Raw genomic sequence first — 16,724 nt, forward strand, 5'->3', positions numbered from 1 at the left:
CCCCGCTCGAACGACGAGACATCCGCCATGTCCGACCATTCTCCGTCCACCGGCGACGATACGCTGCCGCCCGTCCTCTCGACCGCGCGCATGATCGAGGCGGTCGACCGGCTGATCGAGGTGATCAGCGCCGAGAACCAGGCGCTGGCCGGCGGCCTGCCGGTCGCCGCCGCCGCCGAAATCCCGCTCAAGCTGACGCTGACCGCCGATCTCGGCCGGGCCATGCGCCACATGTCCGGGACCGGCCAGCTGCGGGCCGAGCGGCACAGCCCCGAACGGGCCCTGCTGATGGAACGCGCGCAACGGCTCGAAGCGGTCGTGGCCGAGAACATGGCGCGCCTGGATGGCGCCATCCGGGCGACGCGGCACCGGGTCGATGCCGTGATGGCCGCCCTGCGCGATCACGTCGCCCGCGACCGGGTCTACGGCAAGGACGCGCGCTCGACCGCGCTCCGCACCGGCTCCGCGGTCGGGCGCGGCTTCACCATCTAGCCCGGCGGTCAAACGCCGGCCAACCGCCGGCGCGGCCGGTTCCGATCCGACGGCAAAGCCCCGGAGGGCAGCAGCATGGTCATCTCGGTCGCGAGCAGGATCGCCTATTCGGGGCTGACGGCGGCCCAGGTCAAGATCAACGTCACCGCCGCCAATATCGCCAATGCCGACACCGAGGGCTATTCGGTCAAGACGGCGACGCAGTCCTCGCTGGTCGCCGAGGGCGTCGCCGTCGGCGTCTCGGTCACCGGGGTGTCCTCCAAGGTCGACCGGATTCTGCTGCGCGCGCTGATGACGGCGACAAGCGAGCTCGGCGCGACCGAGACGACGGCCGACTATGCCGACCGCCTGCAGAGCCTGATGGGCAGCCTGTCGTCCGACGACGATGCCGGATCCTCGATCGCCGCCGCGGTGACGAGCCTGGAAAGCGCGGCCTCCGCGCTCGCCACCGACCCGTCCGATGCCACGGCGGCGGCCGAATTCGTGCTGGCGGCCGATGCCATGGCGACCCAGCTGCGCTCGCTGTCCGCCTCCGTCCAGAGCCTCCGCGGTGATGCGGATGCCGACATCGCCGCGACCGTGTCGGAAACCAACGATGCGCTGCACACGATCGACGACCTCAACGTCGCCATCGTCGCGGCGCGGGCCCGCGGCGAATCCTCCGCCGATCTCGAGGACAAGCGCAATGCCGCGCTCGCCACGGTCGCCGGCGCGCTCGGCGTGACCTTCACGGTCGCCGATACCGGTGCCATGACGGTCGCCACCACCGGCGGTCAGACCCTGGTCGGCGCCGGTGTCCACGAACTGAGCTTTTCGGCCGCCGCGGCGATGACCGCCGACACGGTAACGGACGCGATCACGGTCGACGGCCGCCCGATCGATCCGGGATCGGGGACCCTCGCGGCCCTCGTCACCATGCGCGACGAGACCCTGCCGGCGACGCAGGATGCGCTCGATGCCCTCGCGGTCGCCCTGATCGATACGCTCAATGCGGTCACGGCGACCGGGACGGCCGTGCCGGCGCCGGCAAGCCTGACCGGCACGGCGACGGTCGCGGCGACCGATGCGCTCGGCGGGTCGGGAACCTTGCATCTCGCGGTGCTCGATGCGGACGGCGCGGTGGTCGGCACGAGCGACCTCGACCTCGCCGCCTATGCGACCGTCGGCGATCTGGTCGATGCCCTGAACGGCATCGGCGGCCTCTCGGCCTCGATCGATGCCGACGGCCATCTCGCCATCGCGACCACCGCCTCGGATACCGGCGTGGCGCTCGGCGGCGACGCCGTCGTCGGCAGCGATGCGGCCTCCGTCGCGGCGACCTTCGGTTTCAACGACCTCCTGACCGGCACCGGGGCCGCCGATATCGCCGTCCGCGCCGCGCTCCTGGAGGATGCCGGCGGGCTCGCGCTCGGCAGCGTCGACGACAGCGCGACCACGGCCGGGGCGACCGCGCTGGCGTCGGGGTCGCAGACCGTCGCGCAGGCTCTGACCGAGGCCTTGGGGGCCTCGCGGGACTTTTCGGCGGCCGGCCGGCTGTCCGCCCGCAGCACCGACCTCGCCGGCTATGCCGCGGCGATCGTCTCGGACGCCGCCGCCGTTGCGGCCCGCGCCGACACGGCCCTGACCACGGCCGAGACCGTCGAAAGCAACCTGTCGGCGTCCATGAGTTCCTCGACCGGGGTCAATGTCGACGAGGAGACGGCCCGGCTGTCCCAATACCAGAATCTCTATTCCGCCGCGGCCAGCGTCATGGAGGTCGCCAACGAGATGTTCTCGACCCTGCTCGACATGGTTTCGAGCGCCACCTGATCGTGAACCGCCATGGCCATGCGCGTCGCAACCTTCTCCGGCACGTCCGATCTCGTCCAGGCCGCCATGCGCGTCCAGGCCGAGCAGGCCGATGCCACGCTCCAGCAGGCGTCCGGCAAGGTCGCCACGGATTACGGCGGCTATGGCGCCGGGGCCGGGCGGATCATCGCGCTGGAGACCTATATCGACCGCACGACCATCTACGAGAAGGCCGCCACCGCCGCGCGCAGCCAGGTCGAGGCGGCGGCCAGCGCGGTCGGATCGATGGCCGACCTGCTCAACCAGTTCACCTCTGCGCTGACGTCGATCGATGCCTCGCTCAGCGACGGTTCGACCCTGCAGGAGACGGCCGCCTCGATCCTCGACCAGATGACCGCCCTGATGAATACGAAGTATCAGGGCCGCTATCTGTTTGCCGGATCGGCCACCGATCTGGCGCCGGTCGTCCAGGACGCGATCGCACCCCAGTCCACGCCGACCAGCGCCGATACCAGCTACTATGCCGGCACCGACGAGACCGCGTCGGTGCGCGTCTCGGCCGAGGAGGTGATCCGTTACGGCGTGACGGCCGACGATGCCGGGTTTGAGACGGCGCTGCGCGCGCTCAGCTTGATCGCGGGTGCCGACCTGAGCGGCGGCGGCTACGACGACGCGACCCTGACCGAGGCGCGCAGCCTGGTCGACACGGCGGTGAGCGGCCTCTCCACCGCCCAGGCCCGGCTCGGTCTGTCCTCAGCGGCGCTCGAAAGCGCCATCACGGCGCGCCAGGACGACCGGACCTATGCGGAGACGGAGCTGTCGGGCAAGACGGATATCGATGTCGCCGCCGTGGCGGCGCGCCTCTCCAGCTACCAGACCCAGCTGGAGGCCGCCTATGCGGCGATCGGCAAGATCCAGAGCCTGCGGCTCAGCGATTTCCTGAAGTGATCGTGGCGGGTCCCGCCCGGCGTGGCAGGACCGACCGAATGTCGTCGTCCCGGGCGGGTGTCCTGTGGGCGGGTGTCAGGTGGGCCGGTGTCAGGCCGGGGCGTTCTTGGCCGCCGCCGTGCGGCGCATGGCGAAGGCAAGCAGATCCAGATCGACGGCGAAATGCTCGACCAGACTTCGGCACATGTGGGTCCGATCGTCGGTGACGCGGCTCAACTGCTCGAGGGCGTATTGGATGTCCCGCGCGTTATCGAGAACCGGTCGGGCGCGATGCGATTCGACGGCCATGTCGATCTCTCCGACTGCATGGGCGAATGCTTGCGCGGTATGGTTAATGAAACCCTAACAAGACGAGTTTCGTTAATATTGCGGGCGCGAATCTTTTTCGATAATTTCGTCTTGCGACGCCTGATTGAAGAAATCGCAACCTCGCCGAGGTCCCGGGACGGGGTCCGGGCCGCGCCGGGATGCTGGCTGCGCGCGGCGTGGCGGCGGCTGCCGACAGGCGGGCGCCCCGAACCGGCCGCCGTCGCCTGAGGCGCGGCGCATGCGAACCCGCTTGAATTCGGCCCGCCATCGGACGATATCAGCGGCTCCGGCGCGGCACCGGGGCTTCGGCCCCGCGTCCGGGCCGCATTCCCTTCGCGAGGGCCGGCCCGGACGAGCCGATGCGGCATCGTGCGGCCGGTCCCGTTCCCATCGTCGACGCAAGCCCGCCGCCGGAGCTCCCGCTCCGCCCGGCCCTTGCCCCAGGCCACGGATCGCCGAGACGCCATGAGCACCGATACGATCGAGCAACCTGCCGAATCCCATGCCTTCCAGGCCGAGGTGGCGCGCCTTCTCCACCTGATGGTCCACTCGGTCTATTCGAACCGCGATATCTTCCTGCGCGAGCTGATCTCCAATGCCGCCGATGCCTGCGAGAAGCTGCGCTGGCTGGCGGTGTCCGATCCGGCGCTGAACGCGGACGGCGCGCCGCTGGAAATCGTCATCGAGGCCGATCCGGACGGCCGGCGGCTGACCGTCTCCGATAACGGCGTCGGCATGACCCGCCAGGAGCTGGTCGACAATCTCGGCACCATCGCGCGCTCCGGCACGCGCGCCTTCCTGGAACAGGCCAATGCCGCCAAGGACGGCGCGGCCGGCCAGGACGGCGCTTCAAAGGACGGCGGGTCAAAGGACGGCTCGCGTCTGATCGGCCAGTTCGGCGTCGGCTTCTACTCGGCCTTCATGGTCGCGGCCCGCGTCGTCGTGACCAGCCGGCGGGCCGGATCCGACGAGGCCTGGCGCTGGACCTCGGACGGGCAGGGCACCTTCGACGTCGCCCCGGCCGAGCTTGCCGATGCGCCCGTGCGCGGCACCCGGATCGTGCTGGAACTGACCGAGGACGCCAAGGACTATGCCGACGAGGCGACCGTCGAGCGGGTCGTGAAGACCTATTCGGCGCATGTGCCCGTACCGATCCGCTTCGCCAAGGCCGGCGAGGCGGCCTCCCGGGAGCTGACCGACGGCTCCGCCTTGTGGGCGAAGGCAAAGTCGGAGGTGACCAAGGAGGAATATGCCGAGTTCTACGGCAACGTCTCCGGCCAGTGGGACGAGCCGGCGCTGACCATCCACTACCGCGCCGAAGGCCGGACCGAATACTCGGTGCTGCTGTTCGTGCCGTCGATGAAGCCGTTCGACCTGTTCGATCCGGCGCGCAAGGGCCGGGTCAAGCTCTATGTCCGGCGCATCTTCATCTCCGACGAGGTCGAGATCCTGCCGGCCTGGGCGCGCTTCGTGCGCGGCGTCATCGACAGCGAGGACCTGCCGCTCAACCTGTCGCGCGAGCTGCTGCAGTCGAACCCGCTCCTGGAGACCATCCGCAAGGGCGTGACCGGCCGCATCCTGAGCGAACTCGGCAAGCTCGCCACGTCGGACACCGAGGCCTATCTGCGCATCTGGGAGGCGTTCGGTCCGGTCATCAAGGAAGGCCTCTACGAGGATCCCGACCGTCGCGACGAACTCTTCAAGATCATCCGCTTCAAGTCGACCAAGTCGGGCGACGGCTGGCGTTCGCTCGCCGACTATGTGGCGGACCTGAGGGAGAACCAGACGCGCATCCACTATGTGCTTGCCGACAGCCCCGAGCGGGCCGCCGCCAGCCCGCATCTGGAGGGCTTCCGGGCTCGCGATGTCGAGGTGCTGCTGCTGACCGACCCGGTCGATGCCTTCTGGGTGCGCACCGCGCTCGGCTATGACGGCAAGCCGTTCCAGTCGGTGACGCAGGGTGCGGCCGATCTCGACGCCATCCCGCTCGCCGAAGGGGCGCCGAAGCCGGATGCGGCGGCGGCGGGCGCCGCGGAGGTCGCGGCCGTCGTCGCCTTCGTCAAGGAGACGCTCGGCGACCGGGTCGCCGACGTGCGCGCCTCCACCCGTCTCGCCGAAAGCCCGGCCTGCCTGGTCGCGCCCGATTTCGGGCCCGACAAGGAATTCGAGAAGCTGATGTCGCGCAGCCAGGGCCGCAGCGACTTCACCAAGCCGATCCTGGAACTCAATCCGCAGCATCCGCTGGTCGCCGCGATGGCGCGTCATCTGGCCGATGCGGACCGGACGCTGGTCGAGGATGCCGGCTTCCTGCTGTTCGGCCAGGCCCGCATCCTGGACGGCGAGGCCCCGGACGATCCGGCCGATTTCGGCCGCCGTCTGGTGCAGGTGATGCAGAAGCTGATGGTCTGAGGACGCCTGCGGGCGCAACCGTCAGGCGGGGCGGCCGGTCCTGATCGGGCCGCGCCCCGCCAAGCGAAAACGCTGCGTGCGACGCCGAGCCGGCGATCGGGCCGCCGGCGCGGGGCCTATCCGGCGACCTGTCCGGCCTCCCAGCCGAGGATGGCGCGCTTGCGGGTCAGGCCCCAGTGGTAGCCGCACAGGTCGCCGGAGCGGCCGAGCACGCGGTGGCAGGGCACGACGAAGCTCAAGGGGTTGCGGCCGACGGCGGTGCCGACGGCGCGGTTGGCCTTCGGGTTGCCGACATGGGCGGCGATGTCCGAATAGGTGGTGGCGCGGCCCATCGGGATGCGCAGCAGCGTGCGCCAGACGCGGATTTCGAAATCCGTGCCGATCATCACCACCTTGAGCGGCCGGTCGGCGCGCCATTCGGCCGGATCGAACACGCGCGCCACGTAAGGGGAGGTGGCGGCGGCATCCTCGACATAGTCGGCCTGCGGCCAGCGCCGGGTCATGTCGGCGAGCGCTTCGGCTTCGCCGCCCGGTTCGGCGAAGCCGAGCCCGGCCAGGCCGCGATCGGTCGCCACCGCCAGCGCCGTGCCGAAGGGCGAGGGATGCAGGCCCCAGCGCATGGTCAGGCCGCGGCCGCGCGCCCGGTAGTCGCCCGGCGTCATCGCCTCGTGGGTGACGAACAGATCGTGCAGCCGCGCAGGCCCCGACAGGCCGACCTCGTAGGTGGTGTCGAGCACGCTGGCGGCGTCCTTCAGAAGGGCGCGCGCTGCATCGAGCGTGATCGCCTGCAGGAAGGCCTTCGGGGTCAGGCCGGCCCAGCGGACCAGCAGCCGCTGCAGCTGGACCGGCGTCAGGCGCAGCTTGGCGGCGATCGCCTCGACGCTCGGCTGCTCGCGCCAGCGCTCGGTCATCAGTTCGATGGCGGCCTTGACCAGCCGGTAGTCGCCGGCCGGATCGGCATCGAGATCGGCGCCGGCGGGACCGGCGGGTTGAGGCTCGAGACGGGCGAAGAGATCGAAGGTCATGGGCGGATCGCAATGGCTTTCGGGGACGGGTGACCGCGACCCTAGCCCGGCCGGTCCCGTCCCGACACCCGATTTCGGACGCCCGCTTCGCGGTGAACCGTCATTCCGCGGCCCGCGCCGCGAGAAGGTCGGCCGGGCGGCCCGATCTTGCCGCCGCGAGCGCCCGCCGGAAGGCCTCGGCGAAGGAGGTGCGGTCGTCCGGATTGAGGAAGCCGCCGATTGCCAGGCTGCGGCCGTGCGAGCGCAAGGCGATACGGGTGACGCCCTCGTCCTCGACCTCCTCGACATCGAGCCGCACCCAGAGCGGATTGAAACGGTATTCGGAGACCGGGCCATGCGCGGCGATCCGGCGCACCACGATCTCGTGCGGCGAGACCGAGACCTCCTCGCGCGCCCGCGCCGCGCGGTAGTTCAAGCGGAACGCGAACCAGACGAGGCCGGCGTCGAGCCCGAGGAAGCCGCTCACCGGCCAGGCGCCGATCCGATAGAACAGGAGGCCGACCGCGCAGGACACGAGCGCCACCGCACCCATCAGGATCAGAAAGCCGCGCGGACCGAGCGAGCGGTGCGGCAGAAGCACTGCGGAAAAGAAGGGCGCTTCGGCAGGGGCTGCGTTGCTGTCCGTCATGGCCTAAGAGTATAGATCCGAAATGGCCGCCGATCAGCAGAAGCCCCAGGAAAAATCCGTGAAAAGCCGTAGCCCTGCGGCAAAGCCGGGTGGCACGCGTCCTGCCAGGAAGGCGACCGCCGAGGTCGCTCACCCGGATGCGGCGATCGCACCGCCGGGGGCCTCCGCGAAACGCGCCGGCCCCGCAAAGCCGACGCCGAAACGGCCGCCGGCCGCCGGCAAGGCCCGGGCCGCAAAGCCCCTCGCGGCCTATTCGGCCGACGAGATCCGCACCATCTTCGAGCGCTTCCGCGCCGTGGCGCCGGAGCCGAAGGGCGAGCTCGACCACGTCAACCCGTTCACGCTGCTGGTCGCCGTGGTGCTGTCCGCCCAGGCGACCGATGTCGGGGTCAACAAGGCCACGCGCGAGCTGTTCCGTCTCGCCGACACGCCGGCCAAGATGGTCGCGCTCGGCGAGGACCGCGTGCGCGACCTGATCAAGACGATCGGCCTCTTCCGCAACAAGGCGAAGAACACCATCCTCCTGTCGCAGGCCCTGATCGACCGCTTCGGCGGCGAGGTGCCGGCCGACCGCGACGCCCTGGTCAGCCTGCCGGGCGTCGGCCGCAAGACCGCCAACGTGGTGCTGAACGGCGCCTTCGGGCAGCCGACGCTGGCGGTCGACACCCATATCCTGCGGCTCGGCAACCGGCTCCGCCTGGCGCCCGGCAAGACCCCCGACGAGGTCGAAGCCGCGCTCCTGAAGGTGATCCCGGACGAATTCCTGCGCCACGCGCATCACTGGCTGATCCTGCACGGGCGCTATGTCTGCAAGGCCCGCAAGCCGGATTGCGCGCAATGCGTGATCGCCGATCTGTGCCGGAGCGACGAGAAGACCAACGCCGTGCCGCTGCCGCTCGCAATCGCCCGGGCCGGCTATCCGCGCGGTTCGGAGCCGGCGCCGGAGGCCTGAGCGCCCGGTCGGCTGCGGTCGGTCAGCGCGGCGGCATGAGGGTCCTGGTGCCGGTCAGGCGCTTGACCAGATGCACCATCAGGGCGATGCCGAAGAGCGGCGTCACGAGGTTGAGCACCGGCACGGCGAGCAGGCCGGCCATGGCCAGCCCGCCCAGGAAGACGCTGCCGGCATGGCGGGCGCGCAGCTGCTCGGCGGCGGAGGGCGGCATCAGGCGGCCGGCGGCGAGCTGGAAATATTCCCGGCCGAGCAGGTAGCCGTTGCCGACGAAGAAGGCGATCAGGTTGATCCCCGGCACCAGCAGGAGCAGGAAGGCGATCAGGTTCACGACGACGACCAGCGCGGTGAACTTCAGGGTCGCCCCGATCGATTCCCAGAGCGGGACCGGCAGGCCGGGCGGATCGGCCGGATAATGCGTGCGCTCGACCGTCGCGGCCACGTCGTCGAGGAAGAAGCCGGCCACGATCGCCGAGACCGGCGCGACCAGATAGGCGAGGCCGATGAAGATCAGCACGCCGGAGACGAAGCCCGATACCGTCGTGAAGGCATCGACATACCAGGGATAGTCGAGCGGATGGGTCGCGGCGAACCAGGCCGCCAGCGCCGCAACGGCGCGCGTGCCAGCCGCCCAGATCACGGCCAGGACCAGGACCGAGATGGCGAGCGAGCGGATCAGCACCGAGCGGAAGGGCGGCGTGAACACGTCCGAGAAGGCCCGCAGAGCGGCGACGATGGGCATCGGGGGCGGATCTCCGGACCGGTTGGCAGCCCGACCGACATAGGACCGCGGCCCGCGGGCGGCAAGCCCGCCAGTCGGGCTCCGCCCTGTAGCCGGGCTCCGCCCGGTCGCCGCCCGGTGCCCAGGACCCTACCCGCGGGCGGGGCGGCCAAGCCGGGCCGTGGCGCGGTTGCCGCATCGGGGCTTTTCCGTTAGAGGAGGGCACCCTTTGCTGAGGCCGGCCGGACCGTCGCCCGGTCCTGCGACCCGCCTTCCGATCCGCCCCGGCCGGTGCCGGACAAGTCCCTCTTCCGAAAGACCTTTCCATGACCGACCCGCGCTTCGACGTTCTCGGCATCGGCAACGCCATCGTGGACGTGATCGCGCAGGCGGATGACGACTTCCTGGTCCGGGAAGGGCTCGCCAAGGGCTCGATGCGGCTGATCGATGCGGCCGAGGCGGTCCGCCTCTACGACCATATGGGACCGGCGCGGGTCATTTCCGGCGGCTGCGCCGGCAATACCGCCACCGGCGTCGCCTCCTTCGGCGGCCGGGCGGCCTTCATCGGCAAGGTGGCCGAGGACGAGCTCGGCGGGCTGTTCCGGCACGACATCCGGGCGGTCGGCGTCCATTTCGACACGCCGGCGCTCTCGACCGGCGCCGCCCCGACCGCGCGCTCGATGATCCTGGTCACGCCGGACGGCGAGCGGACCATGAACACCTATCTGGGCGCCTGCTCGCATCTGACCCCGGACGACATCGATCCGGAGATCGTGCGCGCCGCCGGGATCACCTATCTGGAGGGCTATCTGTGGGATCCGCCGGCCGCCAAGGAGGCCTTCCGGGTCGCGGCGCGCATCGCCCATGAGGCCGGCCGCCAGGTCGCGTTGACGCTGTCGGATTCCTTCTGCGTCGACCGCTTCCGCGCCGAGTTCCTGGAGCTGATCCGCTCCGGCACGGTCGATCTCGTCTTCGCCAATGCGGCCGAGGTGCACGCACTCTACCAGACGGCCGATTTCGACACCGCGCTGGCGGCGCTGCGCCAGGATGCCCGCATGGCGGCCGTCACCCTGTCGGAGGCCGGATCGCTGGTGGTCACGGCGGCGGCGACGATCGCGGTGCCGGCGCATCCGGTCGAGACCGTGTTCGACACCACCGGCGCCGGCGATCTCTACGCCGCCGGCTTCATGTTCGGCCTCGCCCGCGGTTACGAGCCGGCGATGTGCGCGGAGTTCGGCGGCCTCGCCGCCGCCGAGATCATCGGCCATCTCGGCGCCCGCCCGGAGACCAATCTCGCCGATCTCGCCCGCCAGAACGGCTTCTCGATCTGACCGGCTTTTCGATTGGCGATATTATACTGGACGTACGCATTGGCAAGACGGACTCGGCGTGGTAATCGAGCGCCCCTTCAAAGGAGGCGCCGATGGCTGACGAGTTCGACATCAACTATGGCAAATTCCGCGCGATGGTCGCCGACGACGTGGCCATGATCGCGTTTGAGCCGACTGGGTCGTCGCTGACCACCTATCGAGGCGAGACGCTGGTCATCCAACTGGCGAACGGCACGTCCCGCGCGGATGCTGATGCCCTGGCGGCTACGCTCAACAGCATGGCCTTCAAGGTCTCGATCCGCGACTTGTCTGCGGTCTGATCAAACTAGGGAGCCAGGCTCACTGGCCGGGCTTCTTGATTTCAGGCTTGTCGCCATCCGCAGGCTTCGGTGGTCGCTTCGGCGGAACCGCCTTGGCGAAGGCTCGTTCGAACGCCTCGCCCGTCTCATCGCATTCGAGAGACTTCGCTATTGCGGTGAACCGCTCGGCTTGGTTCGGATCACTTTTCGGCTTAGTCATACCTTCAGCCTAGGAGTAGGGTGCTCCGGGCGGACTCGACTGAGCGAGAGTACCTTTTGGGCGGTCGGTTCGTGCTCAACACCTTCGCACCATAGATCATAGTCAAGAAGCGGGACCGATTTCCCATCTGGGCCTTTACCCTTGCCGTTATCGAAAGTGTGGAACGCCGTGAGCGGCACTTTGTAGATGTCCCTGAGGCAAACTGCCGAGGCAAGGTGTATAGCATCGGGAGTAGCAAGTTTCCGCTTACCATTCCCCCTCTGATACTGAACGCTCCGAATTTGACTCGCTAGGCCCATGACAACAGGGTCAGGCGTAACCTGCACAACTGCCGAACTATAATCCCTTAGAAATTCACTAAACGTGCCAAAGCTCGACTTCGTCATATATCCGTCTGTGATTTCAGCGATAGTGATCGTGGAGCAGTATATCCGGCATTGACCCAACTTCGCTTCTTCCAGATACTGTTCGATGTGGTCGATCGTAGCGCCGTAGCTTGCCCTCTCGTCGTTGAGATAAGCAATGAACACACAAGTGTCCCAATAGAGATGCGGGAAATTCGCCGTCAAAGGTCGCCCCAACTCTCGTCATCGTCGCCCGCCGAAATGGAGAAGGCACCGCGCCAACGGCTTAGGTCAGGCTCCGGCTTGGCAAGCATAACGTCTCTCACGTCGAGCCTGACAGGAAGACCGGACTCGCCATTGTAGTGGGCCATACCAAGCACCATAGCTCTATGGTCAAGCGCGCTGCGAAGCTTCTCTACTTCGACTTCATCCACGTTGCAGTCGATCTCTCGGCCGCCCGCACTTAGGGTGAGTTTCGCACGTTTCGTGTCACCCCTTAGGTCAACGAGTTTCAACACGCCGTCGAAGGAGCCGAAAGCCATACCTTTGAACAGTCTCTCTTGCCTAGACTCGGCTCTCTCAACCTCCTCAAGGATTGCCTCTGCTCTCCGGCGCAGAAAATCATCGATACGAACGACTGTGCCAGCATCGAACTTCAGCTCGCCGAAAGCGAATGTTTCACCAACACCACTGTTGAGCGCCGCAATCGGTTTCAGGAAGTCTTTCGGTAGGCGGCGCGCGGACGGTCGATCCTCATAGATCGCGGTAATCCCATCGGCGCAGTATGCAACGCTGGATCCTGGTACTGGGCCGTGAACCGCGATCCGCTCACGCACAGCAGCCGTAGCAGTGTTCTTCGCGAGCGCGCTCACCATGAATTTGTGGCGGCGTTTCCCATTGGCTGCGATGTCAGCTGCAGCGAGGGCCTTCAGGAAAGCAGAGAACTTTTTGGCAAAAACCTCCCCGTCCACGTCTTGATTGTGAGTATCAAGGCCGTGAATTGTCAGAGTGATTTCGCTTCGGTCACTCATCCTACGCAATTAACCCTTCGTGAGACGACCTATATGTGAGCCGCTTGCCGTCGATGCCTTTCAATGCGTTCTCTGCTCGCCCAGCGTCATGAACGCCGAGCGCAACACGGTTGTTGTACCGGAAATCGAACTCGGCAAGATAGCGATGAAGGTGCTTCTTTTTGCAGTGCTGATAAGCGCCTTTCATGCCGCGCTTGAACACGGAGAAGTAGCCCTCAATCGTGTTCGTGTGGATCGTGCGATCCGCGCTGGACACGTGCTCATCCTGCCCATGACGGACCACCCCGTGGTCGGCGAACTCGCGGCCCGCCACGAGATAGTGCCCGGCCTCGTCCGTCGCCAGCCGGACTTCAGCCGCGATGTTCTCCCGCAGGATTGGGACGATGGTCGCAGGCTTGAGATCGTCCACCACCATGGAGCGGGCCTGCTTCGTCTCGCGGTCCACGAGAGCCAGTACCTTCATCTTGTGGTGATAGGCGCGGGCCTTTTTCTTCCCGGGCTCGCGACCGATGAACGTCTCGTCGGCCTCAACGATACCACCCCCGCCACCCATCGGGGCCAAGGTGCCGTCGCGCATCGCCTCGCGAATGCGGTGGCCCATGAACCAGGCCGTCTTGAGCGTCACGCCGAGCGTGCGATGCAGCTGGTTGGCGCTGATGCCCTTCTTGGAAGAGCACACAAGGTACATGGCCTGGAGCCAGATGTGCAGCGGAACGTGGCTGCTCTCGAATACCGTCCCGACCTTCACCGTGAAGGGCTTCCGGCACTGGTAGCATTTGTATGTCCCGAGGCGGGTGCTCTTGCCGCCCATCTTGCCGATGCGCTCGAACCCGCCGCAGTGAGGGCACAGCGGGCCTACTGGCCACACGCGCGCTTCGACGAAGGCGTAAGCGGCCTCTTCGTTGTGGAAGTGCGGGGCGGACAGGACGGACACGGCTCAACTCCTTGCAGAGCTTAAGGTAGCACGGCCGCTGGGTACGTCAAGTATAATATCGCCTATCGATCTGACGGGCTTCTCGATCTGACGGGCCGCTACCGGATGCCGGCGCGCATGAACGACTGCACGAACTGACGCTGGAAGATCAGGAAGGCGATCAGCAGCGGGCCGGAGGTGATCAGCGTCGCGGCGGTGATCACCGACCAGTCGATGCCCTGATCGACCGAGGAGAAGACCGACAGGCCGACGGTCAGCGGGCGGGTCTCGACCGAGTTGGTGATGATCAGCGGCCAGAGGAAGTTGTTCCAGTGGTAGCTGACCTGGACCAGCCCATAGGCGAGATAGATCGGCCGCGCCGCCGGGACATAGACCCGCCAGAGCACGCCGAGCGATCCGCAGCCCTCGATGCGCGCGGCCTCGTCCAGTTCCTTCGGCACGGTCAGGAAGGTCTGCCGCAACAGGAAGATGCCGAAGGCGGAGGTCAGATAGGGCAGGGCGATACCCCAGATGGTGTCGACCGCCCCGATCAGCCGCATGGTCCGGTAGTTCACGACCGCCAGGATGTCGGGCGTGATCATCAGCTGCAGCAGCACCAGCCCGAAGACGAGATCGCGGCCGCGGAAGCGGTAGCGCGCGAAGGCATAGGCGGCGAGCGTGCACAGGATGCATTGCGCGCCGACGATCAGCGCCACGATCAGCACGGTGTTCAGGAAGTAGCGCGGGAACGGCGCGGCCGCCCAGGCGCGGGCGAAATTCTCCAGCGTCATCGGCGCCAGGAGGTCGAAGCGGGTCGCGTATTCGGCCGAATGGAAGGCGGTCCAGGCGGCATAGAGCAGCGGCGCCAGCCAGGCGAGGCCGAGCGCCCAGGCGCCCGCGCTGGCAAGACGGTCGCGGACGGCGTGACGGTGCATCGTGGTCCGGCTCCCGCTCATTGATAGTGCACGCGCCGCCCGGCGGCGACGAACTGGACCAGCGCCATCAGCGACAGGATGGCGAGCAGCACGATAGTCAGCGCGGTGGCGTAGCCCTGATCCCAGAACTTGAAGCCGACCTGATAGAGATGGAACAGCAGCACGTTGGTGGCGTTGTCCGGCCCGCCGCCGGTCAGGATGAAGATGTGGTCGACCATCCGGAAGGCGTTGATCACGGCGTTGACCAGGATGAACAGCGTCACCGGCATCAGGAGCGGCCAGGTGATGCGCCGGAACACGGTCAGGTCCGAGGCGCCCTCGATGGCCGCTGCCTCCTTGAGGTCCGGCGAGATGGTCTGCAGGGCCGCGAGATAGAAGATCATGAAGAAGCCGGCCTCCTTCCAGACCGTCACCACCATGATCGCCGGCAGCGCGGTCGCCTGCGAGCCGAGCCAGTTGGTGGCGCCGAAGCCGAACAGGCCGGCGATCTGGTCGAGCAGGCCATAATGCGGCGTGTAGAAAAAGAGCCAGATATTGGCGACGGCGATCATCGGCAGCACGGTCGGGGTGAAATAGGCCATCCGCAGCAGGCCGCGCCCGGCGATCCGGCCGTTGACGAACAGCGCCATGGCGAGCGCCAGCCCGATCGAGAGCGGGATCGTGCCGATCGCATAGACGAGGTTGTTGATCAGCGCCTTCCAGAAGATCGGGTCGGCCGCCATGTCCTCGTAATTGGCGAGGCCGACGAAGCGCGACGGCCGGGCGCCCTTCGGCGTGGAATGGAAGCTGTCGATCGCGGTGCGGACGATCGGGATATGGGTGAAGGTCGCGAACAGGGCGATCGACGGCAGCAGTAGCAGCCAGGGTTCGGCGCGGGCGGCGAGCGATCGGTTCGGGGACGGGATGGACACCGGTGTCGGGGCTCCGTGGGCGGCCGGATGCGGAACGTCCCGGGCTGCGGCCGGGACCGGACGGCGCCGAGACCGGCATCGCCGGCCCGCACCGGAGCGGGTTCGATGCCGGAACCGAGGTCCCGGCATCGCGCCTGGTAGGACCGTGATCGCCGTCAGGCACTCACGGCCGGATCGATCACTTGTAGGCCTTCAGGATGCGGTCGGCCTCGGCCTGGGCGTCCTTCATGGCCTGAGCGGCGGTCTTGGTGCCGGTCAGCGCGGCCTGGAGATTGTCGTTGAGCGCCTTGGCGACACGCTGGTTGTCGTGGGTCGAGAGCTCGGCGACGGCATGTTCGAGCTGGTCGCGGGCGACGCCGGCGGCCGGGAAGCCGGCGAGATAGTCCTTCATCGCCTTGGTCTCGAAGGCGGCCGGCGAGACGGCGACATAGCCGGTGGCGATCGACCACTGGGCGGCGCGCTCGGGCTTGGTCATCCAGTCGGCGAACAGCGCGGCGGCCTTCTGCTGTTCGGCCGAGGCCGCCTTGAAGACGTAGAAGTTGCCGCCGCCGGTCGGCGAGCCGCGCTTCTTCTTGGCCGGCAGCATGGCGACGCCGAAGTCGAACTTGGCGTTGGCGCGGACGTTGGTCAGGTTGCCGGTGGTCGTCCACATCATGGCGACCTTCTTCTCGAAGAAGTCCTTCGGCGTGGTGCCCCACTCGACGATGCCCGGCGGATGGACCTTGTCCTTCTGGGCCAGATCCATCCAGTACTGCAGCGCCTCGACCACCTCAGGCTTGTCGTAGGCGACCTGCGTGCCGGCGTCGTTGGCGAGGATGGCGCCGTTCGGCGTGGTCAGGCCCTGGAACAGCCAGTAGGGGAAGCCGGAGGAGGGGATCGACACGCCCCACTGGGTGACGGCGCCGGCGGCGTCGCGCTTGGTCAGCTTGGCCGCCATGGCGCGCATCTCGTCCCAGCTCTGCGGCGCCTTCTCGGGGTCGAGGCCGGCCTCCTTGAAGGCCTCCTTGTTCCAGTAGAGCACGATGGTCGAGCGCTGGAACGGGATGCCCCAGGTCTTGCCGCCGGTCTGGCTGTTGGCCATGAAGCCCGGATAGAAGCTCTTGAACCAGGTCGCCGCCTTGTCCTTCGCGACGAGGTCGTCGAACGGAACGATCGCGTCCTCGTCGATCAGGGTGAACATGTCGGTCGACAGCGCGACCGCCACCGACGGTGCGTCGCCACCCTTCACGGCGGTCAGGATCTTGGCGATCGTGTCCTGGTAGGAGCCGGAATAGACCGCCTTGATCTTGATGCCGGGATTGTCCTTCTCGAAATCGGCGACCATGCCGTCGACGATCTTGGTCACCGGGCCGCCGACGGCGACCGGGTAGTAGAAGGTCAGCGTGGTGTCGGCGGCCGCCGGTCCGGCGAAGCCGAGGAGCAGGGCCGCGGTGGCGGCCAGCGTGGTGCGTCGGGACATCCTCATGTCGGT

17 protein-coding genes are annotated in these 16,724 nt (G+C 67.7%); 7 read left to right on the forward strand and 10 right to left on the reverse strand.

What is annotated here, in order from left to right; translation table 11 throughout:
- The first annotated feature begins 27 nt into the window (after window positions 1-27).
- The 3 genes from ABB55_RS16400 to ABB55_RS16410 all read left to right on the forward strand — a co-directional run bounded on the left by ABB55_RS16400 (window position 28) and on the right by ABB55_RS16410 (window position 3,228).
- Window positions 28-492 carry a hypothetical protein gene (locus tag ABB55_RS16400; protein WP_054359762.1) on the forward strand — a complete coding sequence of 155 codons (465 nt, stop codon included), beginning with the start codon at window positions 28-30 and terminating at the stop codon, window positions 490-492.
- Between the two features lie 75 nt (window positions 493-567).
- Entirely contained in the window at window positions 568-2,301 is a 1,734-nt protein-coding gene (gene flgK / locus ABB55_RS16405; protein WP_054359763.1) for a flagellar hook-associated protein FlgK, read from the forward strand.
- Between the two features lie 12 nt (window positions 2,302-2,313).
- Window positions 2,314-3,228 carry a flagellin gene (locus ABB55_RS16410; protein WP_054359764.1) on the forward strand — a complete coding sequence of 305 codons (915 nt, stop codon included), beginning with the start codon at window positions 2,314-2,316 and terminating at the stop codon, window positions 3,226-3,228.
- Window positions 3,229-3,318: 90 nt separating this feature from the next.
- On the opposite strand, the gene ABB55_RS16415 is transcribed toward ABB55_RS16410, so the two are convergent.
- The gene (locus ABB55_RS16415; RefSeq protein WP_054359765.1) at window positions 3,319-3,516 is read right to left on the reverse strand and encodes a hypothetical protein; all 198 of its coding nucleotides are present in this window, start codon (window positions 3,514-3,516) and stop codon (window positions 3,319-3,321) included.
- Between the two features lie 486 nt (window positions 3,517-4,002).
- Between ABB55_RS16415 and htpG the strand changes: the two genes are divergently transcribed.
- Window positions 4,003-5,946, forward strand: coding sequence for a molecular chaperone HtpG (gene htpG / locus ABB55_RS16420; RefSeq protein ID WP_054359766.1), 1,944 nt, complete (start codon window positions 4,003-4,005; stop codon window positions 5,944-5,946).
- A 116-nt stretch (window positions 5,947-6,062) separates the two neighbouring features.
- Here the strand turns inward: htpG and ABB55_RS16425 are convergent, their stop codons facing one another.
- Both ABB55_RS16425 and ABB55_RS16430 read right to left on the reverse strand, forming a co-directional pair.
- On the reverse strand, window positions 6,063-6,971 hold the full coding sequence (locus tag ABB55_RS16425) for a methylated-DNA--[protein]-cysteine S-methyltransferase (protein ID WP_054359767.1): 909 nt from the start codon (window positions 6,969-6,971) through the stop codon (window positions 6,063-6,065).
- Window positions 6,972-7,071: 100 nt separating this feature from the next.
- Window positions 7,072-7,599 (reverse strand): DUF2244 domain-containing protein, encoded by a 528-nt coding sequence (locus ABB55_RS16430; protein WP_054359768.1) that lies wholly within the window; start codon window positions 7,597-7,599, stop codon window positions 7,072-7,074.
- Between the two features lie 58 nt (window positions 7,600-7,657).
- On the opposite strand from ABB55_RS16430, the gene nth reads away from it, so the two are divergent.
- Window positions 7,658-8,551, forward strand: coding sequence for an endonuclease III (gene nth, locus ABB55_RS16435; RefSeq protein WP_244472056.1), 894 nt, complete (start codon window positions 7,658-7,660; stop codon window positions 8,549-8,551).
- Between the two features lie 22 nt (window positions 8,552-8,573).
- Here the strand turns inward: nth and ABB55_RS16440 are convergent, their stop codons facing one another.
- The gene (locus ABB55_RS16440) at window positions 8,574-9,290 is read right to left on the reverse strand and encodes a sulfate transporter family protein (protein ID WP_054359769.1); all 717 of its coding nucleotides are present in this window, start codon (window positions 9,288-9,290) and stop codon (window positions 8,574-8,576) included.
- A gap of 305 nt (window positions 9,291-9,595) precedes the next feature.
- On the opposite strand from ABB55_RS16440, the gene ABB55_RS16445 reads away from it, so the two are divergent.
- Window positions 9,596-10,600, forward strand: coding sequence for an adenosine kinase (locus tag ABB55_RS16445; protein ID WP_054359770.1), 1,005 nt, complete (start codon window positions 9,596-9,598; stop codon window positions 10,598-10,600).
- A gap of 92 nt (window positions 10,601-10,692) precedes the next feature.
- Complete coding sequence (locus ABB55_RS16450) at window positions 10,693-10,920, forward strand: hypothetical protein (protein ID WP_054359771.1); 228 nt, start codon at window positions 10,693-10,695, stop codon at window positions 10,918-10,920.
- Window positions 10,921-10,939: 19 nt separating this feature from the next.
- Here the strand turns inward: ABB55_RS16450 and ABB55_RS29840 are convergent, their stop codons facing one another.
- From ABB55_RS29840 to ABB55_RS16475, 6 genes are all read right to left on the reverse strand, one after another.
- Window positions 10,940-11,119, reverse strand: coding sequence for a hypothetical protein (locus tag ABB55_RS29840; RefSeq protein ID WP_152982071.1), 180 nt, complete (start codon window positions 11,117-11,119; stop codon window positions 10,940-10,942).
- A gap of 565 nt (window positions 11,120-11,684) precedes the next feature.
- On the reverse strand, window positions 11,685-12,494 hold the full coding sequence (locus ABB55_RS29845; RefSeq protein WP_152982072.1) for a hypothetical protein: 810 nt from the start codon (window positions 12,492-12,494) through the stop codon (window positions 11,685-11,687).
- 1 nt (window position 12,495) lies between these two features.
- On the reverse strand, window positions 12,496-13,428 hold the full coding sequence (locus ABB55_RS16460; protein WP_054359773.1) for an IS1595 family transposase: 933 nt from the start codon (window positions 13,426-13,428) through the stop codon (window positions 12,496-12,498).
- 98 nt (window positions 13,429-13,526) lie between these two features.
- Window positions 13,527-14,342 (reverse strand): carbohydrate ABC transporter permease, encoded by an 816-nt coding sequence (locus ABB55_RS16465; RefSeq protein ID WP_054359774.1) that lies wholly within the window; start codon window positions 14,340-14,342, stop codon window positions 13,527-13,529.
- 17 nt (window positions 14,343-14,359) lie between these two features.
- Entirely contained in the window at window positions 14,360-15,253 is an 894-nt protein-coding gene (locus ABB55_RS16470; protein ID WP_054359775.1) for a carbohydrate ABC transporter permease, read from the reverse strand.
- Between the two features lie 178 nt (window positions 15,254-15,431).
- Window positions 15,432-16,718: an ABC transporter substrate-binding protein gene (locus ABB55_RS16475; RefSeq protein WP_054359776.1), complete on the reverse strand. Its 1,287-nt coding sequence runs from the start codon at window positions 16,716-16,718 to the stop codon at window positions 15,432-15,434.
- Between the last annotated feature and the right edge of the window lie 6 nt (window positions 16,719-16,724).

Source organism: Prosthecodimorpha hirschii (assembly GCF_001305515.1).
Lineage (GTDB): Bacteria > Pseudomonadota > Alphaproteobacteria > Rhizobiales > Ancalomicrobiaceae > Prosthecodimorpha > Prosthecodimorpha hirschii.